This is a genomic window from Pseudomonas lundensis, from assembly GCF_002269125.1.
Classification (GTDB): domain Bacteria; phylum Pseudomonadota; class Gammaproteobacteria; order Pseudomonadales; family Pseudomonadaceae; genus Aquipseudomonas; species Aquipseudomonas lundensis_A.
The window spans coordinates 42,270-66,451 of sequence record NZ_NQKI01000027.1 but is presented as its reverse complement, the minus strand read 5'-3'; the positions used below and the strand labels follow the sequence as shown (position 1 = coordinate 66,451).

The 24,182-nt window shown below is 57.6% G+C and carries 17 protein-coding genes; 5 read left to right on the top strand and 12 right to left on the bottom strand.

Annotated features, from left to right (window positions below; all coding sequences use genetic code 11):
• Nucleotides 1–41 precede the first annotated feature (41 nt).
• From CJF39_RS16505 to CJF39_RS16495, 3 genes are all read right to left on the bottom strand, one after another.
• Nucleotides 42–818, bottom strand: a complete 777-nt coding sequence (locus CJF39_RS16505) for a formylglycine-generating enzyme family protein (RefSeq protein WP_249275380.1) — start codon at nt 816–818, stop codon at nt 42–44.
• Nucleotides 819–879: 61 nt separating this feature from the next.
• Nucleotides 880–1,881 (bottom strand): formylglycine-generating enzyme family protein, encoded by a 1,002-nt coding sequence (locus CJF39_RS16500; RefSeq protein ID WP_094994380.1) that lies wholly within the window; start codon nt 1,879–1,881, stop codon nt 880–882.
• A 562-nt stretch (nt 1,882–2,443) separates the two neighbouring features.
• A complete protein-coding gene (locus CJF39_RS16495; protein WP_094994379.1) occupies nt 2,444–3,304 on the bottom strand; it encodes a LysR family transcriptional regulator in 861 nt (286 codons plus the stop codon).
• Between the two features lie 109 nt (nt 3,305–3,413).
• Between CJF39_RS16495 and CJF39_RS16490 the strand changes: the two genes are divergently transcribed.
• From CJF39_RS16490 to CJF39_RS16480, 3 genes are read left to right on the top strand one after another with little or no spacing between them, the layout of a single operon-like run.
• Nucleotides 3,414–4,073, top strand: a complete 660-nt coding sequence (locus tag CJF39_RS16490; protein WP_094994384.1) for an ankyrin repeat domain-containing protein — start codon at nt 3,414–3,416, stop codon at nt 4,071–4,073.
• Nucleotides 4,074–4,092: 19 nt separating this feature from the next.
• Entirely contained in the window at nt 4,093–4,554 is a 462-nt protein-coding gene (locus CJF39_RS16485) for a nucleoside deaminase (RefSeq protein ID WP_094994378.1), read from the top strand.
• On the top strand, nt 4,541–5,767 hold the full coding sequence (locus tag CJF39_RS16480; protein WP_094994377.1) for a CynX/NimT family MFS transporter: 1,227 nt from the start codon (nt 4,541–4,543) through the stop codon (nt 5,765–5,767). The genes CJF39_RS16485 and CJF39_RS16480 overlap by 14 nt, the downstream gene beginning before the upstream one ends.
• A gap of 59 nt (nt 5,768–5,826) precedes the next feature.
• On the opposite strand, the gene CJF39_RS16475 is transcribed toward CJF39_RS16480, so the two are convergent.
• The 3 genes from CJF39_RS16475 to CJF39_RS16465 form a co-directional block, all read right to left on the bottom strand.
• On the bottom strand, nt 5,827–7,566 hold the full coding sequence (locus CJF39_RS16475) for a dipeptidase (RefSeq protein ID WP_094994376.1): 1,740 nt from the start codon (nt 7,564–7,566) through the stop codon (nt 5,827–5,829).
• 236 nt (nt 7,567–7,802) lie between these two features.
• Nucleotides 7,803–13,553: a dermonecrotic toxin domain-containing protein gene (locus CJF39_RS16470; protein ID WP_141232200.1), complete on the bottom strand. Its 5,751-nt coding sequence runs from the start codon at nt 13,551–13,553 to the stop codon at nt 7,803–7,805.
• A 169-nt stretch (nt 13,554–13,722) separates the two neighbouring features.
• Nucleotides 13,723–15,879, bottom strand: coding sequence for a TonB-dependent siderophore receptor (locus CJF39_RS16465; protein ID WP_094994374.1), 2,157 nt, complete (start codon nt 15,877–15,879; stop codon nt 13,723–13,725).
• 417 nt (nt 15,880–16,296) lie between these two features.
• Here CJF39_RS16465 and CJF39_RS16460 point away from each other — a divergent pair, with 417 nt between their 5' ends.
• Entirely contained in the window at nt 16,297–17,493 is a 1,197-nt protein-coding gene (locus CJF39_RS16460) for a sugar transporter (RefSeq protein WP_094994373.1), read from the top strand.
• Nucleotides 17,494–17,536: 43 nt separating this feature from the next.
• Here CJF39_RS16460 and CJF39_RS16455 read toward each other — a convergent pair whose 3' ends face one another.
• The 5 genes from CJF39_RS16455 to nikA are packed head-to-tail and all read right to left on the bottom strand — an operon-like array spanning nt 17,537 to nt 22,509.
• Nucleotides 17,537–18,379, bottom strand: coding sequence for an ATP-binding cassette domain-containing protein (locus CJF39_RS16455; RefSeq protein ID WP_094994372.1), 843 nt, complete (start codon nt 18,377–18,379; stop codon nt 17,537–17,539).
• Entirely contained in the window at nt 18,376–19,149 is a 774-nt protein-coding gene (locus CJF39_RS16450; protein ID WP_094994371.1) for an ATP-binding cassette domain-containing protein, read from the bottom strand. The genes CJF39_RS16455 and CJF39_RS16450 overlap by 4 nt, the downstream gene beginning before the upstream one ends.
• Nucleotides 19,146–19,970 carry a nickel ABC transporter permease subunit NikC gene (nikC, locus tag CJF39_RS16445; protein WP_249275379.1) on the bottom strand — a complete coding sequence of 275 codons (825 nt, stop codon included), beginning with the start codon at nt 19,968–19,970 and terminating at the stop codon, nt 19,146–19,148. Before nikC ends, CJF39_RS16450 begins: the two co-directional genes overlap by 4 nt.
• Before the next feature lie 20 nt (nt 19,971–19,990).
• Nucleotides 19,991–20,932, bottom strand: coding sequence for a nickel ABC transporter permease subunit NikB (nikB, locus tag CJF39_RS16440; RefSeq protein ID WP_094994370.1), 942 nt, complete (start codon nt 20,930–20,932; stop codon nt 19,991–19,993).
• A 2-nt stretch (nt 20,933–20,934) separates the two neighbouring features.
• A complete protein-coding gene (nikA, locus tag CJF39_RS16435; protein WP_094994369.1) occupies nt 20,935–22,509 on the bottom strand; it encodes a nickel ABC transporter substrate-binding protein in 1,575 nt (524 codons plus the stop codon).
• Nucleotides 22,510–22,598: 89 nt separating this feature from the next.
• Between nikA and nikR the strand changes: the two genes are divergently transcribed.
• On the top strand, nt 22,599–23,021 hold the full coding sequence (nikR, locus tag CJF39_RS16430) for a nickel-responsive transcriptional regulator NikR (protein WP_094994368.1): 423 nt from the start codon (nt 22,599–22,601) through the stop codon (nt 23,019–23,021).
• Nucleotides 23,022–23,239: 218 nt separating this feature from the next.
• Here the strand turns inward: nikR and CJF39_RS16425 are convergent, their stop codons facing one another.
• Entirely contained in the window at nt 23,240–24,181 is a 942-nt protein-coding gene (locus CJF39_RS16425; RefSeq protein WP_141232199.1) for a hypothetical protein, read from the bottom strand.
• Between the last annotated feature and the right edge of the window lies 1 nt (nt 24,182).

Genomic DNA, 24,182 nt, shown 5'->3' with positions numbered 1-24,182 from the left:
TCTGGCTCATAGGCGGCTCGGATCAGGTGGTCAGGCGTATTTCAGCACATTTGAAAACTTGTTCGGAGATTCCCTAGAGGGTTGGGAACTAAACTATCGACCGCAAAGGTGAGGCGTTCACCTTTACCTGAGACCGGAAAATTCCGTCCATAGTCGAGACTTCCGTTATCCGTCGCGAACATTACGTATTGCCCCCTGTTTCGGGCGGCATATTCCCACTGGGCCTCGGTTGGTAGGTCCACGGGATAGCCACTTAACCTCTCCAGCCAGCCGCAGTAGTCTTTGGCTTCTTGCCAGCTTTGGAGCGGTGCAGGTAGATTTGGGGCGTAAATAAGCTCCTTGAGATCTTCTCTTTCGCGATTTTCAAGATCAAATAAGGGTAGGCCTTGCGCAATTAAGAACAGATCAAAATCGCCCAGTGTAGTTTGGTATTTGGAGAAGGAGTAACTGCTCAGCTTGACGGGGTGAACGAATTTATTATCGGTCCCCATGCTCAAGGGGCCCATCCGCTCGGGGTCCATACCGCAAGGCCAGTCACACATGTTGGTGATATCAAAATTATGTGGCCAACCAAAATCCCCCATCTGGAACTCACCGCCTTCGACAAACACCATGTTGTCCAGAGACTTCACCACGGTATTCAACAGTTGACCGCGAATTTCAGTGGACAGCTTTGGGTAAGTCCGCTCGATGGTCGCGGCTATTTCAGCGACTTTGTCCGCTGACAGTTTCTGGCTTTTTGGTAGAACAGAAGTTTGTGCCTGGCAACCCATCAGCATGAGCGCTATACACAGAGGCAATACAGTTTTCTTTATCACGGGCATGTTCCTGTTTCAGGCAACGTGAGGGCGCTATAAATACGGCCTCATTATGTTTATCTCAGAGAGGTTGATCGGACTGAATGGCGCAACGAAAGCTATAGCCTGGCGAGTAATATTCTCTGACAGGTTCTTTTGCCCAGCGCCGTACAGTACTTGAACTGAGAATTGGGTCTTCGGGGTAGTTCGATCCCCTAAGGACCCTAAGTGTTCCCTTCTCCGGCCCTCTAGGATTTATAAACGGAGAAACGCGATAATAGTCTTTGTCGTACCAGTCATTAACCCAGTCGGTGGCATTGCCAGTGAGGTTATAGATGCCCAAGGGATTAGGAGCAAAGCGATCAACGGAAAAAGTACGGCCTATGCCCGGTTCGGGATAATTGCGCCCATAGTCCAAACTTCCGTTGTCAGTTGCGAACATGACGTATTGACCGCGATTACGAGCGGTAAACTCCCACTGGGCCTCAGTAGGCAGGTCCACAGGATAGCCACTCAACTCGCCTATCCAGCCACAATAGTCTTTGGCTTCCTGCCAGCTTTTTACGGGCGCCGGGAGGTTGGGGGAGAAATATTTCTCCTGTAACTCTTCCCGCTTTCGGTCTTCTGCATCAAACAACGGTTTGCCCTGTGCGATAAAAAACAGATCGAAATCGCCCAAGGTTGTCTGGTACTTGGAGAAGGAGTAACTGCTCAGCTTGACGGGATGAACGAATTTATTATCGGTCCCCATACTCAATGGCCCCATGCGCTCGGGGTCCATACCGCAAGGCCAGTCACACATGTTGGTGATATCAAAATTATTAGGCCAACCAAAATCTCCCATCTCAAACTCACCCCCTTCGACAAACACCATGTTGTCCAGAGACTTCACCACGGTATTCAACAGTTGACCGCGAATTTCAGTGGAGAGCTTGGGGTAAGTCCGCTCGATGGTTGCGGATATTTCAGCGACTTTGTCCGCTGACAGTTTCTGGCTTTTTGGCAGAACGGAAGTTTGTGCCTGGCAACCCATCAGCATGAGCGCTATACACAGAGGCAATACAGTTTTCTTTATCACGGGCATGTCCCATGCGTGCCTGGAAGTGGGGGTGATCTTAACACTTATAAGGCGTCGAAGTTATCGTCACGAGCATTGTTGTGTCAGGCGTGCGACGATGTAGTGTGTAGGTCCTTGATGTGCTTGAATAAAAAAGCTTTATCCCTTTTTAGATAATTAGTGGGTGATCAGGGTAGTGGTAAATAATTGTCTGATTACTAAGTAAGAATTGTCTTATATAGTATTTGTCATCCTTGCTACAGGCTCTGCCTTATTCCCGTTGTGTATTCGTTTAAATACTCACCGGTTAAGTGTGGTTTGGGGGGAAGGCTGTAAGTGTCACGATGATTTGTAGCGCTCGTTAACCCTGTGTAGCCACCGGGACACCACGTCTAACTCGCTGTCAGTAAACCCTTGGATCAGTTTGATATTCAGCAGGCCGATTTGACCATGGGATCTGCCAGTCCGGTTATGACGGGCAGAGGGGGCAGGTCTGGGAGCGGGATGGCGTTCAAGGCTACTCAAGGTGCAGAGCCAACACGTAGACCAACTCCTGGGGGACCTCCCTGTGCCTGCCTGTTGCACGTGTTCAACCTGCGTTCTGTGCCAGGGTTTCGCACAGTTCCACCAGTGCTCGCTTCAACAGATTCCCCGCATGGCTGAGGCCATTTTGGCCGTAGAGCGCCAGAAATACGCCTTGTATATCAGGCAGGCCACTGTCGGCTTCCAGCACCTTATGTTCGTCACTGATGACCCGCACAGGCAGCAGGCTGACGCCCACTCCCGCCGCCACGGCCGCGCACACACTGGCCAGGCTTGCGCTGGAGTAGTTGATGCGCCAGCGCCACCCGGCGACTTCCAGGTGGTGCAGCATCTCGTTGCGGTACAAACCGCCGACCGGAAATGCCACCAGCGGCAACGGATCACGCCCCAACGCGGGCATGGCACGACTGTCTACCCAGCACATGGGTTCCGGCCAGCAGGCGAGGCAATCAACCCCTTGCCCCATCTGTTTGACCAGCAGCAGATCGAACTCCCCCTCACGGTAAAGACGCAGCAGCTCGGGGCCTAATCCGCTGGTGACTTCCAGGCGTACGCCAGGATGCTCCCGGCCGAACCGCGAGAGGATGGGCATCAAGCGTTCAGCCGCAAAGTCCTCCGGTACCCCCAGGCGTAAAACGCCTTCGCTTTTAAGGTCCAGAAGCACGTCGCGCGCTTCTTCTTGCAGCGCCAGGATACGGCGAGCATAGGTCAACAACCGTTCACCTTCAGGTGTCGCCCTCACGTGCCGTTGTTCGCGGTCCAGCAACGTGCAGCCCAGGTTGCTTTCAAGGCGGCGAATTTGCTGGCTGACCGTGGATTGGGTGAGGTGCAAACGCTGCGCTGCCCGGGTGAAATTGGCGCAGTCCACGACTGCAACAAAACTGCGCAACAGGATCGGATCGAACATCGCTACCGCCATTCACAATGCCACTGGAGGGCATGTTTATATTTAATTTCAGAATGCCAAGCGGTCTCACCATACTGGTTTTCCCTGCAATTGATAAGAGGCCATGAACATGGGTGTTCAGCCATGTAAATACGGTGCATGGGCCGTGGGAATGCTGATGATGGGTGTCGTGATGGCGAATGAGAACGATCTGTTGGCTGCAGTGAGGGAAGGCGAGCCGGGCAGGGTGCAGCAGCTGATCACTGCCGGTGCTGACCTTGGTGCCCCTACAGAGGATGGCAGCAGCGCACTGCTGCTGGCCACTCGCGCAAACCGGATCGAGATTGCCAAGGCGTTAATGGACGCCGGGGCCGACGTTAACCAGAAGAACCTGAGCCAGGACAGCCCCTACCTGTTGGCGGGGGCGAGCGGCCACAACGAGATCTTGCAACTCGCGCTGGTTCACGGGGCAGACCTGAAAAGCTCCAACCGGTATGGTGGCACCGCGTTAATCCCGGCGTGCGAGCGTGGCCATGTCGAAACGGTGCGCCTGCTGATTGCGGCGGGTGTTGACCTGAACCATGTCAATCGGCTGGGTTGGACCTGTTTGTTGGAAGCCATTGTGCTGTCTGACGGCGGGCCTGCGCATCAGCACATTGTCAGTCAGTTGATTGATGCTGGCGCCGACCTGAATCTGCCTGACCGCCAGGGGGTGACCCCGTTACAACATGCCCAACAGCGCGGTCAACGCGTTATAGCCCAATTACTGCGCGCGTCTGGCGCGCATTGACTCAGCTCGAGGACTCGCCATGTGTGACGATGATTTTTACCTGCAACGCGCCGTGCAGTTGGCCTCCCATAACGTAGCCGCAGGCGGCAGGCCGTTCGGCGCCGTGTTGGTGAAAGACGGTCAAGTGATCAGCGAAGCCACCAATTCAATCCATATCAGTCAGGACCCCACCGCGCATGCCGAATTACTGGCAATACGCGCTGCCAGCCAACACTTGGGCCCACACCTTGCGGGGTGTGTGATGTACGCCAGTGGCCAGCCTTGCCCCATGTGTTTAAGTGCGATGCATTTGTGCGGCGTCTCGAGGGTGGTGTATGCCGCGAGCAACGAACAGGCGCAGCCCTATGGTTTGTCCACTGCGCGCGTTTATGAACAGATGGCGTTGCCGCTGTGTCAGCAGGCCTTGCCGGTTGAGCACGTTGCGCAACCGGCCATGATCGCTATTTATCGTGACTGGCAGGCGCGCCATGCGGCTGGATAAAACCACGTGGCGGGTGGTTGCCCAGTGGGCTTTGCTGATTGTGCTGGGCCTCAATTTGCGCCCGATCCTCAGTTCAGTCAGCCCGTTGTTGATGGAGATTCGTGCGGCCACGGGCATGAGCTTTCAAAGCAGCGCCTGGCTGACTAGCTTGCCGGTGGTGTGCATGGGCCTCGTGGCCTTGCTCGGAACGCGTCTGCACGCTGGTTTGGGCGAGCGCCATGGGGTGGCGTTGGGCCTGTCAATGATCCTTGGGGCATGCGGCTGGCGTTTCTATGGCCAGCACGCCGAGGTGTTGATCGCCACGGCCTTGTTGGGCGGGTTGGGTGTGGCGCTGATTCAAGTACTGGTGCCGGTACTGATCAAGCGTCAATTCCAGCACCGCGTTTCGCTGGCGTTGGGCGTGTACAGCGCATCGCTGATGGCCGGTGGCGGATTGGCTGCGCTGGTCAGTCCGCGGGTGGCGGGCCACTTCGAGCATTGGCAGAGCGGTTTGGGCATCTGGCTGATCCCGGCAGCGGTGGCCTTGGTCATGTGGTGGCGGCTCCCTTTTGCGGATGCCGTCCAGCCGCTAGCCTCGGCGCCAGCACGTGTGTGGCTTAAGCGCCGGGCGTGGTTGTTGGCGTTGTACTTCGGACTCGTAAACTGCGGTTACATGAGCATGGTCGCCTGGTTGCCCGCGTATTACGTGCAAATGGACTGGAGCGCGACACGCAGCGGCTCGCTGCTGGCGTTCATGACCGTATTCCAGGTTATCGCTGCCTTGGTGATGCCCGCGCTGGCGCACCGCAGCCATGACCGGCGACCGTTATTGATGATCAGCCTGGCAGCCCAACTGTCGGGCTATGCCGGGTTGGTGTTGTGGCCGCTGGGGGCGCCGCATCTTTGGGTTGCCTTGATCGGGTTCGGCTTAGGGGCGTGTTTTGCACTGAGCCTGATTTTGACGCTCGATCATTGCCGCAAGCCGAGCGAAGCCGGACAACTCGGGGGCTTTGTCCAAGGTGCGGGCTTTTTGATCAATGCCGTATCCCCGTGGATGACGGGCTGGCTTCGGCAGCTCACCGGGGAATTTGCCAGTGCCTGGTGGGTGCTGGTGATAGCGGTGTTTTCGATGATGCTGCTGACACGCATTTTCAGGCCGGCCAATATCAGCCAAACGGTGTTTTCTGCACAGCAAACCCCATACAAGGCGTCTGAGGTCGGGAACATGGGGTAGCACAACGCGTTACTTAAACGGTGCGCGAGGCGGCAATCGAGGCCGCCTCGGCTTGCCCCTTACAGTTTTTGCAACTGCCCGATACGGCCCATCATTTCGGTCACGATTTGCAGGTCCAGCATGAACTGCTCAACCGTTTTGAATTCGTTGTCCGTGTGACCGGTGTATTTGACATTGGGCATGGCCAAGCCGAACTGCACGCCGTTTGGCAGCTCATGCACCGACGTAGCGCCTGCGGATGATTCAAATGTGTGTTTCATGCCCAGGTTCTCAGTGGCCACTGCCAGCAGTGCTTGCACCCACTCGCCTTCCGGGTTGCGGTACATCGGTTCGGCAATGGTGTAATCGAAGACCACAGGCGTTTGGGTGGCCTGGCTCCAGGCGCTGAGTTTGTCCGCGATTTCTTTCTTCAGCACCTCAGGCGATTTGCCTTTCGGTACACGCAAGTTAACCGCCAGTTTCAAGCCCTTGTCGTCCAGCCCGACATAGGTTGGCGAAGTGGTCAGCGGGCCCATGAACGCATCGGAAAACCCGACGCCGAGTTTCTTGCCCGTGTAATCCAGCCCCCAGTTATCAGCCCCATAGCGGGCGGCATCGGTGATGAAGTTGGATTTCAGCGCGACGCTGCCGTTCAGGCCATTGATAAAGTCCAGCATGCGGGCCACCGGATTGACGCCGGATTCTGGCTCGGAGGAGTGGGCCGATACCCCGGTAACCGTCAGTTGTACGTCCTTGCCCACGACCTTGGCATTGATGTCAAAATCGCCACCGTTGCGCTTGGCATACGCGGCGCCAGCTTTGTTCAGCTCAGCGGCCACCTGTTCAGGTTGATCGGTGACCAGCGTGGCCACCGAGGTCGAGGGGATCTGGTTGGTGGCCATACCGCCTGTCAGCGAGACAACCTCGGCACCTTTGCCTTGCGCGGCGCGGCGCGCAAAGTTTGCCATCACAGTGCCATAGCCTTTCTCTGCAATGACCACCGGGTAACCGCCGTCCAGTGCAAGGTTGTACTGAGGCGTCGGATTGTGATCGAAGTAATACGGAATGGCGTCACCAGACGTTTCTTCAGTGGTGTCGACCAGCAGTTTGAAATTGCGTGCCAATGGCAGCTTTTCTTCTTTGATGACCTTCATTGCATACAGCGTGACCACGATGCCGTTCTTGTCATCTTCTGTACCGCGGCCATACATGCGGTCGCCGATCAGCGTGACCTTGAAGGGATCAAGCCGCGTGCCGTCCTTGAGCACCCAGTTTTCAGGCGTGACCGGCACTACGTCGGCGTGCGCATGGATGCCGACGACCTCGTCGCCCTGGCCGTCGAGGGTAATTTCATAGACGCGGTTATCCACGTTACGAAATTTCAGGTCGAACGCGTGCGCCAGTGTTTTGATCTTGTCGGCAATCTTCAGGAATTCCGGGTTCTGGTGCTGGGGAACACCTTCAACGGTGACGGTCGGGATGGCCACCAGCTCACGCAGGGTTTCGGTCGCGGCCTTACCGTACTTCACCCGTGTGTACAGGCCGAGCAGGCGATGGATTTCATTCTGCTGCTCAGCATTGAGGGGTTTGTTGTCGAGGAAGGTGGTGATCGTGGCGTTCAGGTTGTCCGCCTTGGCCAGATCGCTATCACCCAGGCGGGTGAGGAACTGTCTGAAATCAGTGACGGAGGCGTCACTGAAATTTTTCAGAATCGCCGCGCTTTGCGTGGGAGTGAGATTAGCGTGGGCGAGTGTGGTGTACGAAGACAAACTGGCCATGACGAGGGTCGCGGCCGCCAGCTTTTTCAGGGAGAAATCCATTACAGGGGCATTCCTTGGCAGGTGATGGTTCAGTAGAACGTTGACTTGCAACAAAACGTTTCCAAACTAACACTGCATCGCCTGCGCAGGGAGCCCTTAAATGCGATGTGTCCCACAGAAATGCAAACGCGGCGGCCCCCAGACGCGAGCGCAGTGCCCGGGCTTGAGCCGTTACGCCGCTCTTTCAGGCCTTTATTTGCCGCTGAGTACCCCGCCCTGCAATGACGTGTGGCGCTTCAACCTGTAAGGGTCTGCTCCGCTGTTTTCCACGAGTGTTCGCTGCCGGTATCAATTTCAAATTTGCGGGCAAACGGGAAGTAATGGTCAAAAGCGGTATTCAGATTCTCGAGATACACCGCATCCGCCACGCTTGATTGTTCAAATACGGTTTTTCCTTGCACCGCCTGAAAAGCCGTTTCGTAGCAAACGCGTCGCTCTTTTGACAGCACATCGTTGAGCAGCGTGGGACCGGTGAGTCGAAAGTACGTTTCGAAGTACGCCTGATACTCCTTGCGCGCCTGTTCCAGGGCCTGTGATGAAAGCTGTTCATCAAGGGTGGGCCTGGGTTTGAGGTAAAACGTCTTGTTGGCCATAAAGCGGTTGTGCATCTCGGTACTGATGGCTGTCATCACAGGGTTGTTGGGTTGCGTGGCAAAGTGACTGCTGTTGTAACCGTGGAAATTAATATCCGCCAATGTGACAAGGTTGCCCAACAGCAGATCGTCGGGCGCGGCTTTCAACTCGGCAGCGTTTAAAGAACCTTTGATTACGTCATCCAGGTCCATATAGATACCGCCGTAATAGTTGGTCAACGGAAAGCGCACCACATCGCAAGCTGAGGCGTACAACTGACTGGCGGATTCTTTGATGAGCGCATATTGCTCAGCGTTCGGGCTGGTTTTGAAGACGGCATAGAAGGGTTCGTCCTGAAGTTTTGAAACGATGAGCCCCGGCGCCCGCTCGTTGCACAGCTGTTTGACGGTTTCAAAAAGAGAGGCGCTGACATCCAGGTGCAAGGTTGAAATGAATCCGGGGGAGCGTGTCAGGTTGGTCGCGATATTGCTGATCAAGTGCAGCTCGGGCGCGCGGGTACCGATCCAGATGTAGTGAATGTTATTGGGGATCGCCACGGCATTCTCCGGCACCTTGGGTAAGGTCGGGAACGTGAAGGATTTCAGACGGGTCGGTGTGGGCGTTCGCGATTTATGAGTATTGAAGGCGTCGACCGATCCTTTTTCCCATTGCCCCATGTCACTGCGCCAGACCGGCTCCCCGAGGCTCTTATCCCGCAGATGGCGCCAGGCTTGCAGGTGGGCATCGTAGGCAACCGGCAACACGTACCCCTTGTAGCTCACCATATACGCGCCTTCTATCTCGATGATGCCATCCATGGGAAGGCTGATCTGCCGGGTCAGTGGCTGAGCCCGTGGCGGAGAGCCGCCCGCTAAACCGGCCACAACCAGTTCCCATTCTTGAGCAAGGGTGTCAAAACGCACGGCCGGGCCTTTTTGGTCCCCGTTGTAAATATGTGGAACGCGACTGCCTGGCGTATGTGCAAGGGCAAACACATTGCCTTGCATTTTTATGTAGTCCTTACCGGCAAGGTGGTAGGTGTAATCACTGTACGTTGCAGTGGAAAGATCAACGTCAGGTTGGTGAAACCGTTGTTGTTGGCGCACATCCAGTTTTCTGATGCCCCAGGAAAAGTCCGGTTTGAACGGATTCACTGCGCGTTGCAACGGGCCGAAGCTCGTTGGCTGAATGGAAGACCCCGCGTAGGCAATCGTCAATGCGTGTCCGGGGTCCAGTTGGGTTCTGAGGTGTGCAAGTGCAGGCACGGTCTTTAATTTTTCGCGTAGCAACAATGTGCGTTGCAAGTAACCGAGGCCTTTGAGCCCCCCCTGGAATAACAAGCCGACTAAAGCAAAGGGATTGGCGGCCTGGGCAATGCCTTTGGACAACGAAATGACAAAAGCCCTTGAGCCGTAGGCGGCCCGCATGGACAACAGGGCGGCCCGCGATACGCCGAACGACGTACTTCTGACCACGATTTTGCCGAGTATCAGGGACGCTCGGTAGCCACTGAACAGGGCTTTGCCGAAGGGCAATACAAAAGCCAATATTTCAAGCAGGGCGCTGAACAGGGTGGCTGCCGTCACCTCGTCGTTTTCGATGTCCCGGTAGAGCGAGTAGAACGGAATGATCATTCTGAAAATCAGTTCTGTGCGGGCGACAAGTTCATTTTTATAGGCTTCGTAAGGGGTTACATGGGCATACAGCGGGCGGGCAGACGTGATGGCCAGACTGAATACCTTGTCTACCATTAACTCGCTGAGTCGCTGAATGCGCGTGTTCTGAGGCATATCTGCAGAAGGCTCCCACGTAAAACTCAATGTCAGTCGGGGCCTGCCTCGTGTTGAACCTGTCATGCCTGTGGTGTAAGCGTCCACGTCCAGTTGCGGCAGCCCTTCAATCGTGTGACCGGTCCGGAGAATGCCTGAGGGGTCAAACGAGGCATACATCGCCATGCCTTCCCCGTTAGGCGCTACTTTCCTGATCGTCCCGGAGGGGCAAAACACTTCGTACACATAGGAACCGCTGGGGTGCGTACTGACGGCCAGCAAACCGAAATAGCACGGGGTGTAGTTCCAGTTGTTCTCGACATCAAACTCCAGGCTTAAAAAGTGGTTGGCGCTTAATAATTGAGCACGTTGTTCCGCCGGTAAGTCATTGATCGCATGCCTTAATTTCACTACCAGAGCCTTACGGTGCTCTGCCTGGTAAGTATCGTAGGCCGTGTTGAAGGCCCGGTTGAGCGTGCAGCCGGCGAGTCCCCGGGTATCAAAGCCCAGTACCTGATCATCGAATTCGCTGTCTTGGCCACACGTCATGTATTTCTCCAGCAATGACATGCGCATGTTGCGGCCGCGAGATTTAAACCGGTTGACGAAATAGTGATGGATCTGTGGCTCGGTGAAGGCGCGCCTGACGTCAAGGTCGTGTCTTGGGTGGTGTTGCGCTATTTGCTGCAGCGCCATTTTTTTTCGATCGGGAGGTGGTTGCACCAGCGAGGTCATGGCCCGGGCATGTTCCTCCTCAAGCTCGGTCGTGTACTGGAACGCGGTCATTACATCTTCAGAGGTCACGTCGGCCATCGGCGTAAATGGAATTGCCCCCCTGCACATGGCGAAGTGCAGAACAGGTGTTTTGCGCAATACGCTGATGGCCGTTGTCTGCTCGGAGGTAAGCGTTTGGGAAAGGGTCGACTGGTGCAGTTGCACAAGCCGCGCGTAACCCATATCAATGGCCGCTCCCGCAAAGGCCAACTCAGCCATTGCAACGGCATGCCTGAAGTCGATGGCCTGTTTGCTGTTGGCGTAACGCAAATCATGGGGAGCGTCAAAGATGAGCAGTTCTGGGCAATAACGCGGTGCCAACACGCCCAGCGCGAGATCAACTTCTTGATGAGACGTGCATTTGAGCGTGCTGCGCAGGTGCTCCATCAGTTGCGTGCGCACGGCCTCAAGCGTCAGGTTTCCCAGCCTGGGCGCATTCAGGTTGAAGCCGCAAAGATGCCCTTGCCAGTGAGTTGCCGGCGGGTACAGGTAGTCGGTGAGGGTCGAGACCGTTAATGCCCTGATCAGGCCGGGAGTCGCGTTATTTCGTTCAATGTCTGTCCAGGGCGCTGCGCTCAGGAGGGCTGTCTCCAGCCGATGAAACGCGGGTGAATCCACCAGCACGGTCATGCGTTGATTAAGGGTTGCGCCCTGCAGACCCGAGCCCGCTATAGAGGGGGCGGGGAACAGCGTATCGACCTCAAGCGCACCGGCCAGCGCCGCAAGGTCAGGCACGTTAAGGCCACCACCGATCAGGCCATGCACGGTTGACGACAACGTCGTTGAAACCTGCCGTGCCTTGTCAATGTCGTGAGGTTGAACAATGACTTCAGGGCTGTGAGCGGAGAGTGTTTTGGCGTCTGACAACAGCAGGCTGGACGTGAAGAAGTGGTATTCAGGGGAAAAAAAGCGGGCATTACGAATCGACTGCTGGGCGGCAAAAAAAATCCTGTAATGGCGGCTGTTGATGCTCGGCACCGAACGATCGTGGCGGGTGCATTTATGGGTCAGTGTCAATGCGGATTGCCCGCTCACGGTCAGGGCATGAGGAATATAGTCACTCAGTTCGTTCATCACCCCGCGCAGGATTGCCTGGGCAGTGGGCGAGGCGAACACTTCAAGGCTCAGCGCGCGAAACTCGGTATCGCGGGTCAATGCCTTTATACGGGCCGGGGCGGTAAATACCGCCGACAGATCAATGATTGGCACCTGGGCGCTGACAGGTAACGGGTGGTCCGGATGTTGCTGAATGTAAAAGGCCCGCGCGATCTCTTCAGGTGTCACACGGTCGAGCAGCTTGGCGGTTCGAGCTGCCAACACGTTGTGTACCGGCAGGTAGGATCTGCGCTGTATGGCGTCATCCAGCCTTTGAACCAGCGCTTGCGGTGACCTGAACAAACCAAGCACTGTCGCGTGTTTGAAGAAGTATTGAATGTCGTTGCCGTGTTTTTGCCGTTGGTCAGCCGCCCATTCTTTGAAGGCATCGCCGGTCAGGGTCTGTGTCCTGAGTTTTTTAGGGCTGTCTTCGCTGAAGAATGCAGTTTCAGCGTAATCGTGGGCGTCCACACAGGGTAGCCAGGCGCGAAGTTCATCGCGGTTGTTGAAGCGGCGATTCATCTCATCTTTAAGGGCCTGTGGGGTGTCAAATTCCTCAAGGCCCTTGTGCAGCGAATACACAATGGCCTTTGTCGACACAGTGCCCGGTGTGTCTTGTATGAAAGCCAGGACTGAATACAGCAGGCGAGGCGCTTGAGTACTGACGTTCTGGATAGCCAGACGCACCACTTTGACGAGGGCAGAATCAGGCCGCGCTGCGCGGTCGGCGGCGACCGGATGATCAATCACCTGACGTATCAAGGTAGCACCGTCGGGCGAAAGGGAGCCGTCTGCGGACAGCAACCGGATTTCGGTTTCCAGTTGCCCCTTCAGCGCCTGAACGAATGCGTCCTCATTTGAGCAGGGGGGGACGTCATTGTCAGCGCAGGGACGAGCCCAGTAAGTGTTCAGGGTTTCGACATAGGCAGTACTCAGTTGTTTGAGTCGCTGCATGAAGTGATTGTATTGCTGCGGGCTAACGGCGATCTCTGACTCGGCCTTTGTGGCGTCCGATGACCTGAACCGGATGTGAGTGGGATGGGCACCGGTGGCTGTATCCGTGGGGCTCGCCTGGGAACGCTCAATCAACGTTGCCAGTGTTCGAACGGGGAGTGCCGGGTTGACGTGGTCAGTAAAGACCACACTTTTAAGGTTGGGCAGTGGAAAGCCTGCCGGCAGTGCGGGAAAGGCGGCGCCCAGCTCGGCTCGTACGCAATCAAGGAGGCTGGGCTGCGCTGCCAGCAACCCAGGCAGGGGGTTGTACGTCGTCAGCGAATCGATCGCCAGTTTCTGGGTCGTGCGGGTGCAGTGCCTGTCCAGGATGTTGGCAATGAACGAGAGGGTTGCAGGATGGGGGCGGGGCAGTGCCGACAACCGGGAAATGATCCCGTTTTTGAATTGTGTTCGTAATGCCGGTTCGGGGCGTGTGCCGGGATAGTGGGTGTCTCCGGCGTTGGCCGCCCAGATCAAATTGGCAAGTTTAAGCAGCAGCGTGCCGACGTCAGGGTGTTTTACGGTGTTGGCCGGGACAGCCAGCAACCTGGCCACTGCTTCCTTGACGGCGACTTGCGTACAAAACGTCAGCAGAAACAGCCGGTCAGCGCAGTGCTCGGGTGTGAGCGTGGGGCTTTCGAGCTTTTGCAGCAAATAGCTGAGCAGGTCCATGGCCAGCTCGGCTGCCACGGGCGAGTTGCGCTCCACATAAACGAAGCCGACCGCGTCGGCGAGTTCATAAACGCTTATGCGTTCAATGATGGGTAAGGTTTGATGGTTCACAGGTGGCCCCTTGCCGTTGAGCTTCAAAATCTCAACGTAAGAGGTTTTGGCGTGGGGCAAGCGGTAGTTAAGTGTTTACAGGTATCTTTTGCTGACTACCGGGCAGGCCGGTGTGCACACCGGCCTGCCTCCGTGCACAGGTAGTTATCGGGTGATGTGCAACTGCCCCTCAGAAATTGACCGTGGCACTCAAACGGGCCGTCAAGGGCGCGCCCTGGAACACGTAGTTGTCGCCCATGTAATCCCCGACATCGCGCCAGTAACGTTTGTCGAACAGGTTGTCGACGGTCAGGCGCACCACCGTGTCATACCCCTCGATACGCGTGCTGTAGCGGCTGCCGAGGTTGAACACGGCGTAGCTGGCAGCGTCAACATTACCCTGCTGGTTGGCGTATTTTTTCCCGCTGTATTGCACGCCGCCCAGCAACGCCAGGCCGTCGACCCACGGCAGGGCGTAGTCGCCATACAGGCTGGCGCGTAGGGTCGGGACATTAATGGTCTGGTGCCCTTCGTAGTCCGGCGTGCCGCTGCCCGAAACCCGGGCACGGATCGCCGCAACACTTGCGGATACCTGCAGACGTTGAGTTACCCAGCCATTGGCTGCCAGTTCCAGCCCGGTGTTTTTCTGCTCGCCTTGTTGCACGAAGGTGAAATGCCCGGCGCCGTCAGGCTGGGAATACTGGTACGCCTGGCGCAGCTGGAACAGCGTCGCGCTGAGGCTCAGGCGTTGCCAGTCGTATTTGATCCCGGCCTCAATCTGCCGTGAAACGCTGGGCGGCAAGATGTCGTAGGCATTGCTGGCAAACCACGGCGCCGTGCCGCCCAGCGACAAGCCTTTGCTGTAGCGGGTGTACAGCGACAGGTTTTGCAGCGGTTTGTAGATCAGTGCGGCCTGCGGCAAGAATTCATAACGCCGTGTGTGGCGGGTGGTAACGCCGCTGCTGTCGAAGGATTTTTCGTCCAAACGCACCTCGCGCCCGCCCAGCACGGTCTGCCACTGCTCATTGAAACGGATGCGGTCATTGAAAAACACCCCGTACTGGCGGCTGTCGAGGCGGCGCTGGCTGTCGTTCAGGGCGCCGGTGTAGCGGGGGAATTGCTCGGGTTCGGCATCAATGTTGCCGCTGCCGATCCACGCCATGATCGACTCCCGGTTATTGACCACACGACGAAACGCGCTGCTGCCCACTGTCAGCTCATGGCCTAACGCCCCGGTGTTGAAGGCGCCGCTCAGGGTGGCTTGCACCTCGTCATTGCGCCGGGTGTCGTCGGGGCTGCGGAAGTCGTAAATGCCGTAACCGCCTTCAGGGCTGAAATAGTTGCCTTGCGAGCAGGCGTCACCCTGCGTACAACCGCCCCAGGCAAAGGCGCTGTAGTCGTCAATGACGACGTTGCTGCGCGACGCACTGAACGTGGTTTTCCAGTTATCGCTGAAGCGGTACTCAAGGTTGCCGTTGAGGTTCAGCGAGTCGATGGTCACGGGTTTTGAGCCGCTTTGGTGGCCCAGCAGTTTTTTCGGCGAGGCATGGCGCGGCAGTTCTGTACCGCCTAAGAGCTGGTAGCCGGGCACCGAACGTTGTTCTGTGGTTTGGTACTCGGCATCCAGTTGCAGCAGCATATCGGGGTTGATGTTCCAGTCGAACGCCAAAGACACAAAGTCGCGCTGGCCGTTGGCGTGTTCAACGTAAGAATGGATGTCTTCATGGGCCACATTGGCCCGCAGGCCGAACTGTTGTTCACTGCCGAACCAGCCGCCGACATCGGTGGCAATGTAGCCGCTGCCCCGGTCGTCGGTGGACACCGTCACCGAACGCACATCGGCGGCACGCTTGGTCACGTAGTTGACCAGCCCGCCGGGTTCCGACACACCGCTTTGCAGGCCGGACAGGCCTTTGAGCAACTCCACTTGCTGCTTGTTTTCGAGGCCGACGTTTTGCTCGCCGGTGATGGTGCGCCCATTGATCTTGTAACTGCTGGCCGCGTTCAACGAGAAACCGCGCACCACGAAGTTCTGGTAATAGCCGACAGGGGCGTAGCTTTCGCCCACTGATGCATCATTTTTCAACACATCGCTGAGCAAGCGCGCTTGCTGATCCTGGATCAGCGCTTCAGTGAACACAGAAACAGCCGCCGGGGTGTCCAGCAAGGGCGCCGCCTCAAATCCGCCCACTGATGCGGTTTGCGCCTGATACCCGACGCTGTCTTCGCCCGTCACTGAAATGGCAGGCAGCTCGGTTTCGCTGGCATGCACCGTTTGAAAAGCGCTGGCAACCAGCAGGCTGAAACTCAAGGTATTGAACGCAAAACGCGGCAAAGGCTTACCCATGAAAACTCCTGAACGTCCCGGCCTTGCACCCACCCACAGGCTCGCGAGCAACGTTGCCGTTTTCGCCAGCATGCGCGTATTTGCACAGGTCGATAGGTGCCTGGCTGATGGCCAGATCTTTGAGGCGCGCAGGGTAGCATCTCTGACCCGCCGACTCAGGCACTTACTGAGCCCCATCCGCAGTGGGTGATAACGTCACCTACCCACCGCCGAGGTCTCTTGCGTGTGACAAAATGCCTCGCTGCTAACATCAATGGGCACGAACGGCGTTTTGAGAAGCCTATAGAATGCCGCACTGTTTTGCCTCGGGCCGTCAACCCAGTCACCTGGCACGTGTTGTGAATGCAGGACGTGTGTGCCAGGGAGGTCGCCCCAAGGACCTGTTCGATCATCGATAGCGAGTAATACATTCTTTAAATGAGCACTCCCAACGTTTCATCCTCTGCCAATTGGCAACCGGTCATCGCCCTGGCGCTCGCCGCGTTTGTGTTCAATACCACCGAGTTCGTGCCGGTAGGGCTACTGAGCGCCATTGGCGCCAGTTTCGACATGACCACCGCCAGCGTCGGGTTGATGCTCACGATTTATGCCTGGGTGGTGTCACTGACCTCACTGCCCATCATGTTGCTGACGCGCAACGTCGAGCGCCGCAAACTGCTGCTGATCCTGTTCGGCATGTTCATCGCCAGCCACGTGCTGTCCAGCCTGGCAGCCAACTTTGGCATCCTGTTACTCAGCCGTATCGGGGTAGCGTTGTCCCATGCCCTGTTTTGGTCGATTACAGCGTCACTGGCGGTGCGGCTGGCGCCAGAAGGCAAGCAAGTGCAGGCGCTGGGGTTGCTGGCCACCGGGACGTCGCTGGCGATGGTATTGGGGATTCCCCTTGGCCGGCTGCTGGGCGAGGCGATGGGCTGGCGCACGACATTTCTGGTAATTGCGGGCCTGGCGCTGGCCCTGGTGTTTTGGCTGGCCCGTAGCCTGCCGTTGCTGCCCAGCCAGAACTCGGGTTCGCTGCGCAGCTTACCGGTGTTGTTCAAACGTCCGGCCTTGGTGGCGGTGTACATCCTGACTGCGCTGGTGGTCACGGCGCAGTTCACCGCTTATAGCTACATTGAGCCGTTTATTCAGACCGTTGCCGGGATGAGTGGGAATGTGGTGACCCTCATCCTGCTGTTGTTTGGTGGCGCAGGGATCATCGGTTCGCTGCTATTCAGCGTGCTGCATCGCCATAGCCCGCAGCGCTTTCTGATCGTGGCGGTCTCGGTGCTCGCGGTGTGTCTGGCGCTGCTGCTGCCGTTGAGTGGCAAAGAGTCGTATTTGGCAACCCTCAGCCTGTTTTGGGGCATGGCCATCATGTGTTTCGGCCTGGCACTGCAGTCGCGGGTATTGTCGCTGGCGCCGGACGCCACAGACGTAGCCATGGCCATGTTTTCGGGCATCTACAACATCGGCATTGGCGGTGGCGCCCTGCTGGGTAGTTGGGTGGGTGTACACGCGGGCTTCTCTTACATTGGTGTCACCGGTGGCGGCTTGGCCGGTGTGGCCCTGGCCATTTATTGCGTGAGCATGTACCGCATCAGCCGTTCGGCAGGGCAAAACCCGCCTGCCGAATAAATGGGCCAGCCTCTGACGCATCTGCGCCGGAGGCTGTTGCGGCTCAAGCCTGACGCTCGCCTGCCTCGGTCCTGCGGGCGAGGGGCGAATCGACAGGGTTGAGCGATGCCCGCCGTGCTTTTGGTCGGGCGGGCAAGACGGCGTCCTGCAACACACAGGCCGCCGGGTGCTCAAAGTACAGGTGCGGTGTGACCTCGCGGTCCTCCACCAGCGTGCCTTCGGCCAAGACCACCACGCGTTGGCAGAAGTGTTTGACCAGGCTCAAGTCATGGGTAATCAGCAAGAACCCCGTCCCCGACTCACGGCGAATGTCAGTCAGCAGTTCGAGAATTTGCACCTGCAGCACTCGGTCGAGATTGGACAGGGCCTCGTCCAGGATGATCAATTTAGGCGCCACTGACAGGGCCCGTGCGATGCCGGCGCGCTGTAATTGGCCACCACTGAGTTGGGCGGGGAGTTTGTCGCCGTCCGCAGGCAGCAACTTGACCTCAAGCAACAACGCGTCCACCCGGTTTTTGCACGCCTGTTCACTCATTTGCGCCAGATGCCGCAAAGGCTCGGCGATGCTCCAGCCGATGCTGCGCTGGGGGTTGAAGGCAGTCAGGGCGTCCTGAAAGACCATTTGTACCTGTTGCAGGAATGGCTTGTCAGGGCCTTGTAGCGGTTCCCCGCGAAAGATGATGCGGCCCTGTTCTGGCGTCTCCAGCCCCATCAACAAGCGGGCAAGGGTGCTCTTGCCACTGCCGCTACTGCCCAACAGGCCGAGGTTTTGACCTTCGATCAGTTCCAGATTCAGCCCCTGCAGCACCTCCACCCGGTGCCGTTTACTGAACATGCCGCCTGCCGTGTAACCGTGGCGGATGCCTTCTACCTGTAGAAAACTCATGGCGCGTAGGCCTCCCGGGTCAAGGTGCGATGCGCGGCCAATAAGGTGCGCGCCTCGGGGCTGTGGGGGGATTCAAACAATGTGTGCACATCGACGTGTTCAACGATTCGGCCCTCTGCCATCACGCTGACCTGCTCGCAACTGCGCGCCACCACGCCCATGTCATGGGTCACCAGCAACACGCCAAGGTTGTGGTTCAGCACCAGCCGTTCCAACAGGTCGAGAAAGCGCGCTTGTGCCACCACATCCAGATCGCTGGTGGGTTCGTCGGCCAGCAGGAAACGGCTGTCGGCCAAGAGCGCCAGGGCAATCATCATGCGCTGCAACATGCCGCCGCTGAGCTGGAAAGCAAACGAATCCAGCACGCGGTCCGCCTCCTTAAGCCCCACCTCGTGCAGCGTGTCAAGGATCAGGTCGTGCGCCGGTTTACCGTGCACGTCCCGCGCTTCAAGGGTTTCCAGCGCATGCTGGCGCAACGAACGTACCGGGTTGAACGCACTGCGCGGGTTCTGAAGCACCAGCGCCACAGCCCGTCCGCGCAGTTGGTGCGGTTGCACCGGGTGTCCGTCAAGGTGCAGCGTTGCGCCAGTGCGGTGCACGCCGGGGGGCAGCAGGTCGAGGATGCCGGCACAGGTCAGCGACTTGCCCGATCCGCTGCCGCCCACCAACCCATGAATGCTGCCCGCCCTGAGGGTCAGGTCGACCCGGTCCACCAGCGTGCGCTGCTGATGGCTGAGGGTCAGCCCCTGTAGCGTCAGTGTGTCCTTCATTCCTTGATCTCCGCCAGAACGCTGGGGTCGAGGCGATCGCGCAAGGCATCGCCCAACAGGTTGAAGGCCATGACCGCGAGGAAAATCATCAGCCCCGGCCACAGCAGCAATTGCGGATGAGTCCAGATGAACTCCTTGGAATCGTTGATCATGACGCCCCACTCAGGCGTCGGCGGGCTCACACCCAGGCCCAGAAACGACAACCCGGAGACGTGCAGCATCATGTGCCCGATGTCCATCGAGGCCAGCACCAGCAATTGCCCGACCACGTTGGGCATGATGTGCTGGCGTAAGCGGGTCAGGCGCGAGGCCCCAGCCAGGCGCGAGGCCAGTACGTAATCGCGATTGCGCTGGGCGATCACCATGCCGCGCACCATCCGCGCGTACCACGCCCAGTGCGAGAGGGCGATAGCGATGATGACGTTGGTCAGCCCGGTGCCGAGCAAGGCGATCAAAAAGAACGCCAACACCAGTGTCGGAAAGGTCAGGAACATGTCGCACACGCGCATAAGGAACATGTCCAGCTTGCCCCCGACCACGCCTGCGATGCCGCCTATTACCACCCCGAGTATCAAGACCAGCCCGAGGGTCAACACCACGCTGCCCAATGACAGCTGAGTGCCGACGATCAATCGCGACAGCACATCACGGCCCAGGTGATCGGTGCCCAGCCAGTGGGCTGCACTGGCAGGCAGCAGGCGGTCGTCGAGATTGACCAGCGTCGGGTCATACGGCGTCAGCCAGGGGCCGAACAGCGCCATGACCAACAGCAGCGCGACCAATGTGAGCCCTACGTGCAGTCCGCGTCTGGTGCGGGGCACTGTTGTTACCGCTATCGCCGTCATGCCATCATCCCCGATAAGCGTGTGCGCGGGTCGAGCCACGCATAACAGATGTCGACCACCAGATTGCACAGCACCAACAACGTGGTGAGCAGCAGGGTGAAGCACTGCATCACCGGGAAGTCGCGGTTGAGTACAGCACTCACGGCAAAGCGCCCCACGCCGGGCCAGGCAAAGATGGTTTCGATCACCAGCGCGCCGCCGAGCAATTCCCCGATGTGCATACCGGTGGCGGTCACCAGCGGCATCCAGGCGTTGCGCAGGATATGGTCGCGCCACACGCGGCGTTCATTCAGGCCACGGGCTCGGGCATAAAACACGTGGCGGTGCTGACGCACGTCCAGCAAGCTGGCCCGCAGCAGGCGGGCGTTGATCGACATCGACATCAGCGCGATTGCCAATACCGGCATGATCAGGTGCGCAGCGTCACCCCGTCCCATCGGCGGCAGCCAGCCGAGCCACAGCGACAGCAAAGCGATCAGCAAAAAAGCCAGCCAGAAGTTGGGCATCGATACCCCGATAAAGGTCACAACCCGCACCACCTGATCCGGCCACTTACCTTGCCAGCGGGCAGCGATCAGGCCCAGCGGGATGCTGAATGCCAGGGTGGCCAGCAGCGCAAGGCCGCCCAGTTGCAAAGTGGCAGGCAGGTAATAGAGCAAGTCATCCAGCACGGGGCGGCCGGTAATGTAGGAAATCCCGAAATCCAGGTGCAGGGCGTTCCAGATCCACGTCAGGTATTGCTCCGGTAATGGGCGATCCAGCCCCAGCGCCTGACGTGCTTCGGCCAGTGCTGCATCTGTGGGTGGAATTTGCGACAGGCGCAGGTAATCCAGCGCCGGGTCGCCGTTACCCAAGTGCAGCAAGATGAACACGATCAGCGACACCCCAAGTAGCACCGGGATCAGTAGGATCAGACGCAAAGCGATATATCGCAGCATGATTAAGGCTTCCCGCTGGCTGGGCGCATGACGTCGAACGGCACATCAAACAGCGTGCTGCCAAACTGCACATTGTCGACGCTATTGCGGCTGACACTGATGGCCGTGAGGTAGGAAATTGGCAAATACACTGCCTGATCCTGCAGGGTGGTGAGGATCTCGCGGTAACCCTCGGCCCGTTGTTTCTCGCGGGTTTCGCCCAGTACCTGGGTGATCTTGCGGTCGATGGCGTCTTTCATCGGCAGGCCGCGCTGTGCCATGTAATCGGCGTGACCGGCATAGCGCATCGAGCTGACAAAAGAATGCGGGTCATACGGTGCGCCCCACGTGTCCGCGAAGATCATGCCAAAACGTCCTTCACGCTGACGCTGTACCAACGCGCCGTCTTCTTCCGCACGCAATTGCACCTGCATGCCGACTTTGGCCAGTTCTCCCTGAATGATCTCGGCCAGACTTTTTTGCAGCGCGCTGGTGCCCAGAAACACCAACTCAACGCTCAGCGGTTGGCCGTCCTTTTCCCGCACCGATTTACCAGCAGGCAGCGTCCAGCCGGCCGCTTGCAAACGTTCGCGAGCCTTCTGCGGATCGAAGGTCAGTGCTTTGAGCCCGAGGTCGGTGTAAGGCAGGTTATTGGAAAACAGCGCATCGGCGCGCGGCTCCAGGCCATACAGCACCTTGGCGATCAGGGTGTCTTTGTCCACGGCCTGATTGATTGCTTGGCGCACCGCCAGATCGTTGGTCGGCACGCGGGCAGTGTTCATCGCCACCAGCCGGGTTGCCAGGGGGGCCGAGAGTGCAGTCTTGAAGCCCGCGTCGCGCAAGCGCACGAACGTGCCGGAAGAAATCTCGCCGTCGGCGCCCTGAATCAGGTCGATTTCACCCGTTTGCAAGGCGATGGCGCGGCTGTCAGGGTCTGAGATGACTTTCACCAACACCGAGCCATACGCGGGTTTCTCGCCCCAGTATTGATCGTTGCGCGCAAACCGGTCGAATTCCTCGCGCCGGGTTTCTACCAGCGTCCAGGGGCCGGTACCCACGGGCGCACCTTTTTGGGCGTGCGGCGCACCAAAACGCAGCGGACGCACCTGCGCCAGTTCCATCAGGGTCGGGTAGTAGGGGTGCTTGAGCACCAGCACCAGGGTGTGCGCGTCCGGTGCTTCAACCCTGTCTATAGTACTCACCAGTTCCATCCATTGATGGCGTTTGGCATTGGCCAGTACCGCGTCAAAGTTGGCTTTGGCGGCTGCGGCGTTGAACGGGGTGCCGTCACTGAACGTCACACCTTCGCGCAGGGTGAAGGTGTAGACCTTACCGTCGGCAGACACGTTCCAGTCTGTCGCGAGCCAGGGTTCCAGTTGCCCGGACCGGGTATAACGTACCAGCGGTTCATAGACCATGGCCTGGGCATACATCTGATTGGGCGAGTAACCCCGAGGGTCAAGGGGCCCAGCATTGGCAGGCCAGGAGTAGGTAAGCGTCGGAGTATTGTCCGTGGCATGAGTGGGGGTGATACCGCTGCACAGGCAGCAGCTGATAAGCCACAAGCCAAGCTTCTTTTTCATCGACGGCTGCTTCAAACTGGCGCTCCCTCTAATGATGGCACTTTAGGTTTCATGCAACGGGTATGAAGTCTATGTGAAAAGTTCATAAACGCGAGGCAAGATCCATGCAAAGAGTCACCATCTCTCTGGACGACGCCTTGTTAGCCGTCATTGATGAGCGCGTCGCCACCCATGGCTATCAAGGACGATCCGAGGCGATTCGCGATTTGTTGCGCGCCGGGTTGCTGGAGCCCGAAGCCACACATCCCGACGCCAGCTGCGTTGCCACCCTGAGCTATGTGTATGACCACGGCACCCGTGAGCTGCCTAAACGGCTCAACACGGTGTTCCATGAACATCACGACTTGACGCTGTCGACGCTGCACGTGCACCTCGATCAGGGCCGGTGCATGGAAGTGTCGGTGCTCAAGGGTTCAGCCAAAGAGGTCACAACGCTGGCGCGTCAAGTGATGGCTGAGCGTGGCGTGCGGCATGGCGCTGCACAGATCATCCCGTTGCCGGTTATTGACGACCCCCATTCGCATTGATCGGTAGGTTGGCTGTGGAGGCGTGAGCATGGGAGCTAAGAATGGGCTTGGGCATTACGATCAGCATTAAATGCCTACCCAACCCCAGAGTGGACAGCAGCGAAGACGCTAAAAACGCATTGAAAGGTTTGCAATGCAGCATTGGTCATCACGATCAATACGTGGGAGAGGGGAGAGGGGAGAGGGGAGCGGTGATGCGTGATGAGCGCTTCTTATGATCATGTTTTTTTGGTAGGGCTTGTAATGGACGTCGACGGATTTAATATTGAAGAGAGTGAAATTAATGCGTCACTGACCTTGTTCAAATCTGTGAGCAAATAATCGATCTGTTTTAATGTGGTGCATGCCAGTCGCACAGGTGTTTCAGGGAGGAGGGATATTATTTCACCGTTAATATCCTTCAGGAAAAGTAACATGCGCGAGCACAAAAACCCCAGGCTGCCTCCTGCCAAGCGAGCGTTCACATGCAATTCGCGCAGTGCTTTTAAATAAATGTCGTGGGGTTTGGTACAGACATCGGGCAGGCAATACAGGGCCAGGTGATTGTCGATCATGTCGGTGCTGAACAAGCCGTCGTAATAGTAGATTTCGAACTTCGACACACAGGGGGGGCAGGCGCAGATAGCGGTTCGTAATGCATCAATGAAGTGGGTAAGAAAAGAGTGGGTGAGGTTTGAGTCTTCCTCAACGATTTGCTCAAGTGTGACGCCTGTGAAGGTACATTCTTCAATCAGTGAACTCAGGTTTTTCAGCAGGTGCGCAATGTCGGTATGGTCAAGGCGCTCTTGCGTGCCTGATAAAACAGGTGTGAAGTGTTGCGCATTAAGATCTTTGATCAAGGCGCTCTCTGCGGCACTCGAGAGCGCGTGCACTTCGCGGTCGAATGTCTGCACAAAATCCCGTAGTTGCCGGAATAGTCGACTGCCCATATTACCCAGTACGGGCAACAATGTGAGGATGGCTCGCCAATTACTTTCACTCGACGATGCGGTACGTGCCAGTACGGGCATATCAGGAGGAGAACGTAATTCATGGCCATTTTTTCGGTATGCATCTGAGCGTGCTTGAATCTTCTCTGAAATAGCGGGGAACTCGCTCAGAAAATACAAGTAACCTTTTAAAGCAGCACAGGTGTGCGCCTCGATTAATATGTCATTCATT

Bases quoted from the DNA above. Each gene is read 5' to 3' on its own strand.
- CJF39_RS16425 (WP_141232199.1), bottom strand. From the start codon at position 24,181: ATGAATGACATATTAATCGAGGCGCACACCTGTGCTGCTTTAAAAGGT.
- nikR (WP_094994368.1), top strand. From the start codon at position 22,599: ATGCAAAGAGTCACCATCTCTCTGGACGACGCCTTGTTAGCCGTCATT.
- CJF39_RS16465 (WP_094994374.1), bottom strand. From the start codon at position 15,879: ATGGGTAAGCCTTTGCCGCGTTTTGCGTTCAATACCTTGAGTTTCAGC.
- CJF39_RS16480 (WP_094994377.1), top strand. From the start codon at position 4,541: ATGCGGCTGGATAAAACCACGTGGCGGGTGGTTGCCCAGTGGGCTTTG.
- nikB (WP_094994370.1), bottom strand. From the start codon at position 20,932: ATGCTGCGATATATCGCTTTGCGTCTGATCCTACTGATCCCGGTGCTA.
- CJF39_RS16485 (WP_094994378.1), top strand. From the start codon at position 4,093: ATGTGTGACGATGATTTTTACCTGCAACGCGCCGTGCAGTTGGCCTCC.
- CJF39_RS16495 (WP_094994379.1), bottom strand. From the start codon at position 3,304: ATGTTCGATCCGATCCTGTTGCGCAGTTTTGTTGCAGTCGTGGACTGC.
- CJF39_RS16455 (WP_094994372.1), bottom strand. From the start codon at position 18,379: ATGAGTTTTCTACAGGTAGAAGGCATCCGCCACGGTTACACGGCAGGC.
- CJF39_RS16475 (WP_094994376.1), bottom strand. From the start codon at position 7,566: ATGGATTTCTCCCTGAAAAAGCTGGCGGCCGCGACCCTCGTCATGGCC.
- CJF39_RS16490 (WP_094994384.1), top strand. From the start codon at position 3,414: ATGGGTGTTCAGCCATGTAAATACGGTGCATGGGCCGTGGGAATGCTG.
- CJF39_RS16450 (WP_094994371.1), bottom strand. From the start codon at position 19,149: ATGAAGGACACACTGACGCTACAGGGGCTGACCCTCAGCCATCAGCAG.
- CJF39_RS16460 (WP_094994373.1), top strand. From the start codon at position 16,297: ATGAGCACTCCCAACGTTTCATCCTCTGCCAATTGGCAACCGGTCATC.
- CJF39_RS16500 (WP_094994380.1), bottom strand. From the start codon at position 1,881: ATGCCCGTGATAAAGAAAACTGTATTGCCTCTGTGTATAGCGCTCATG.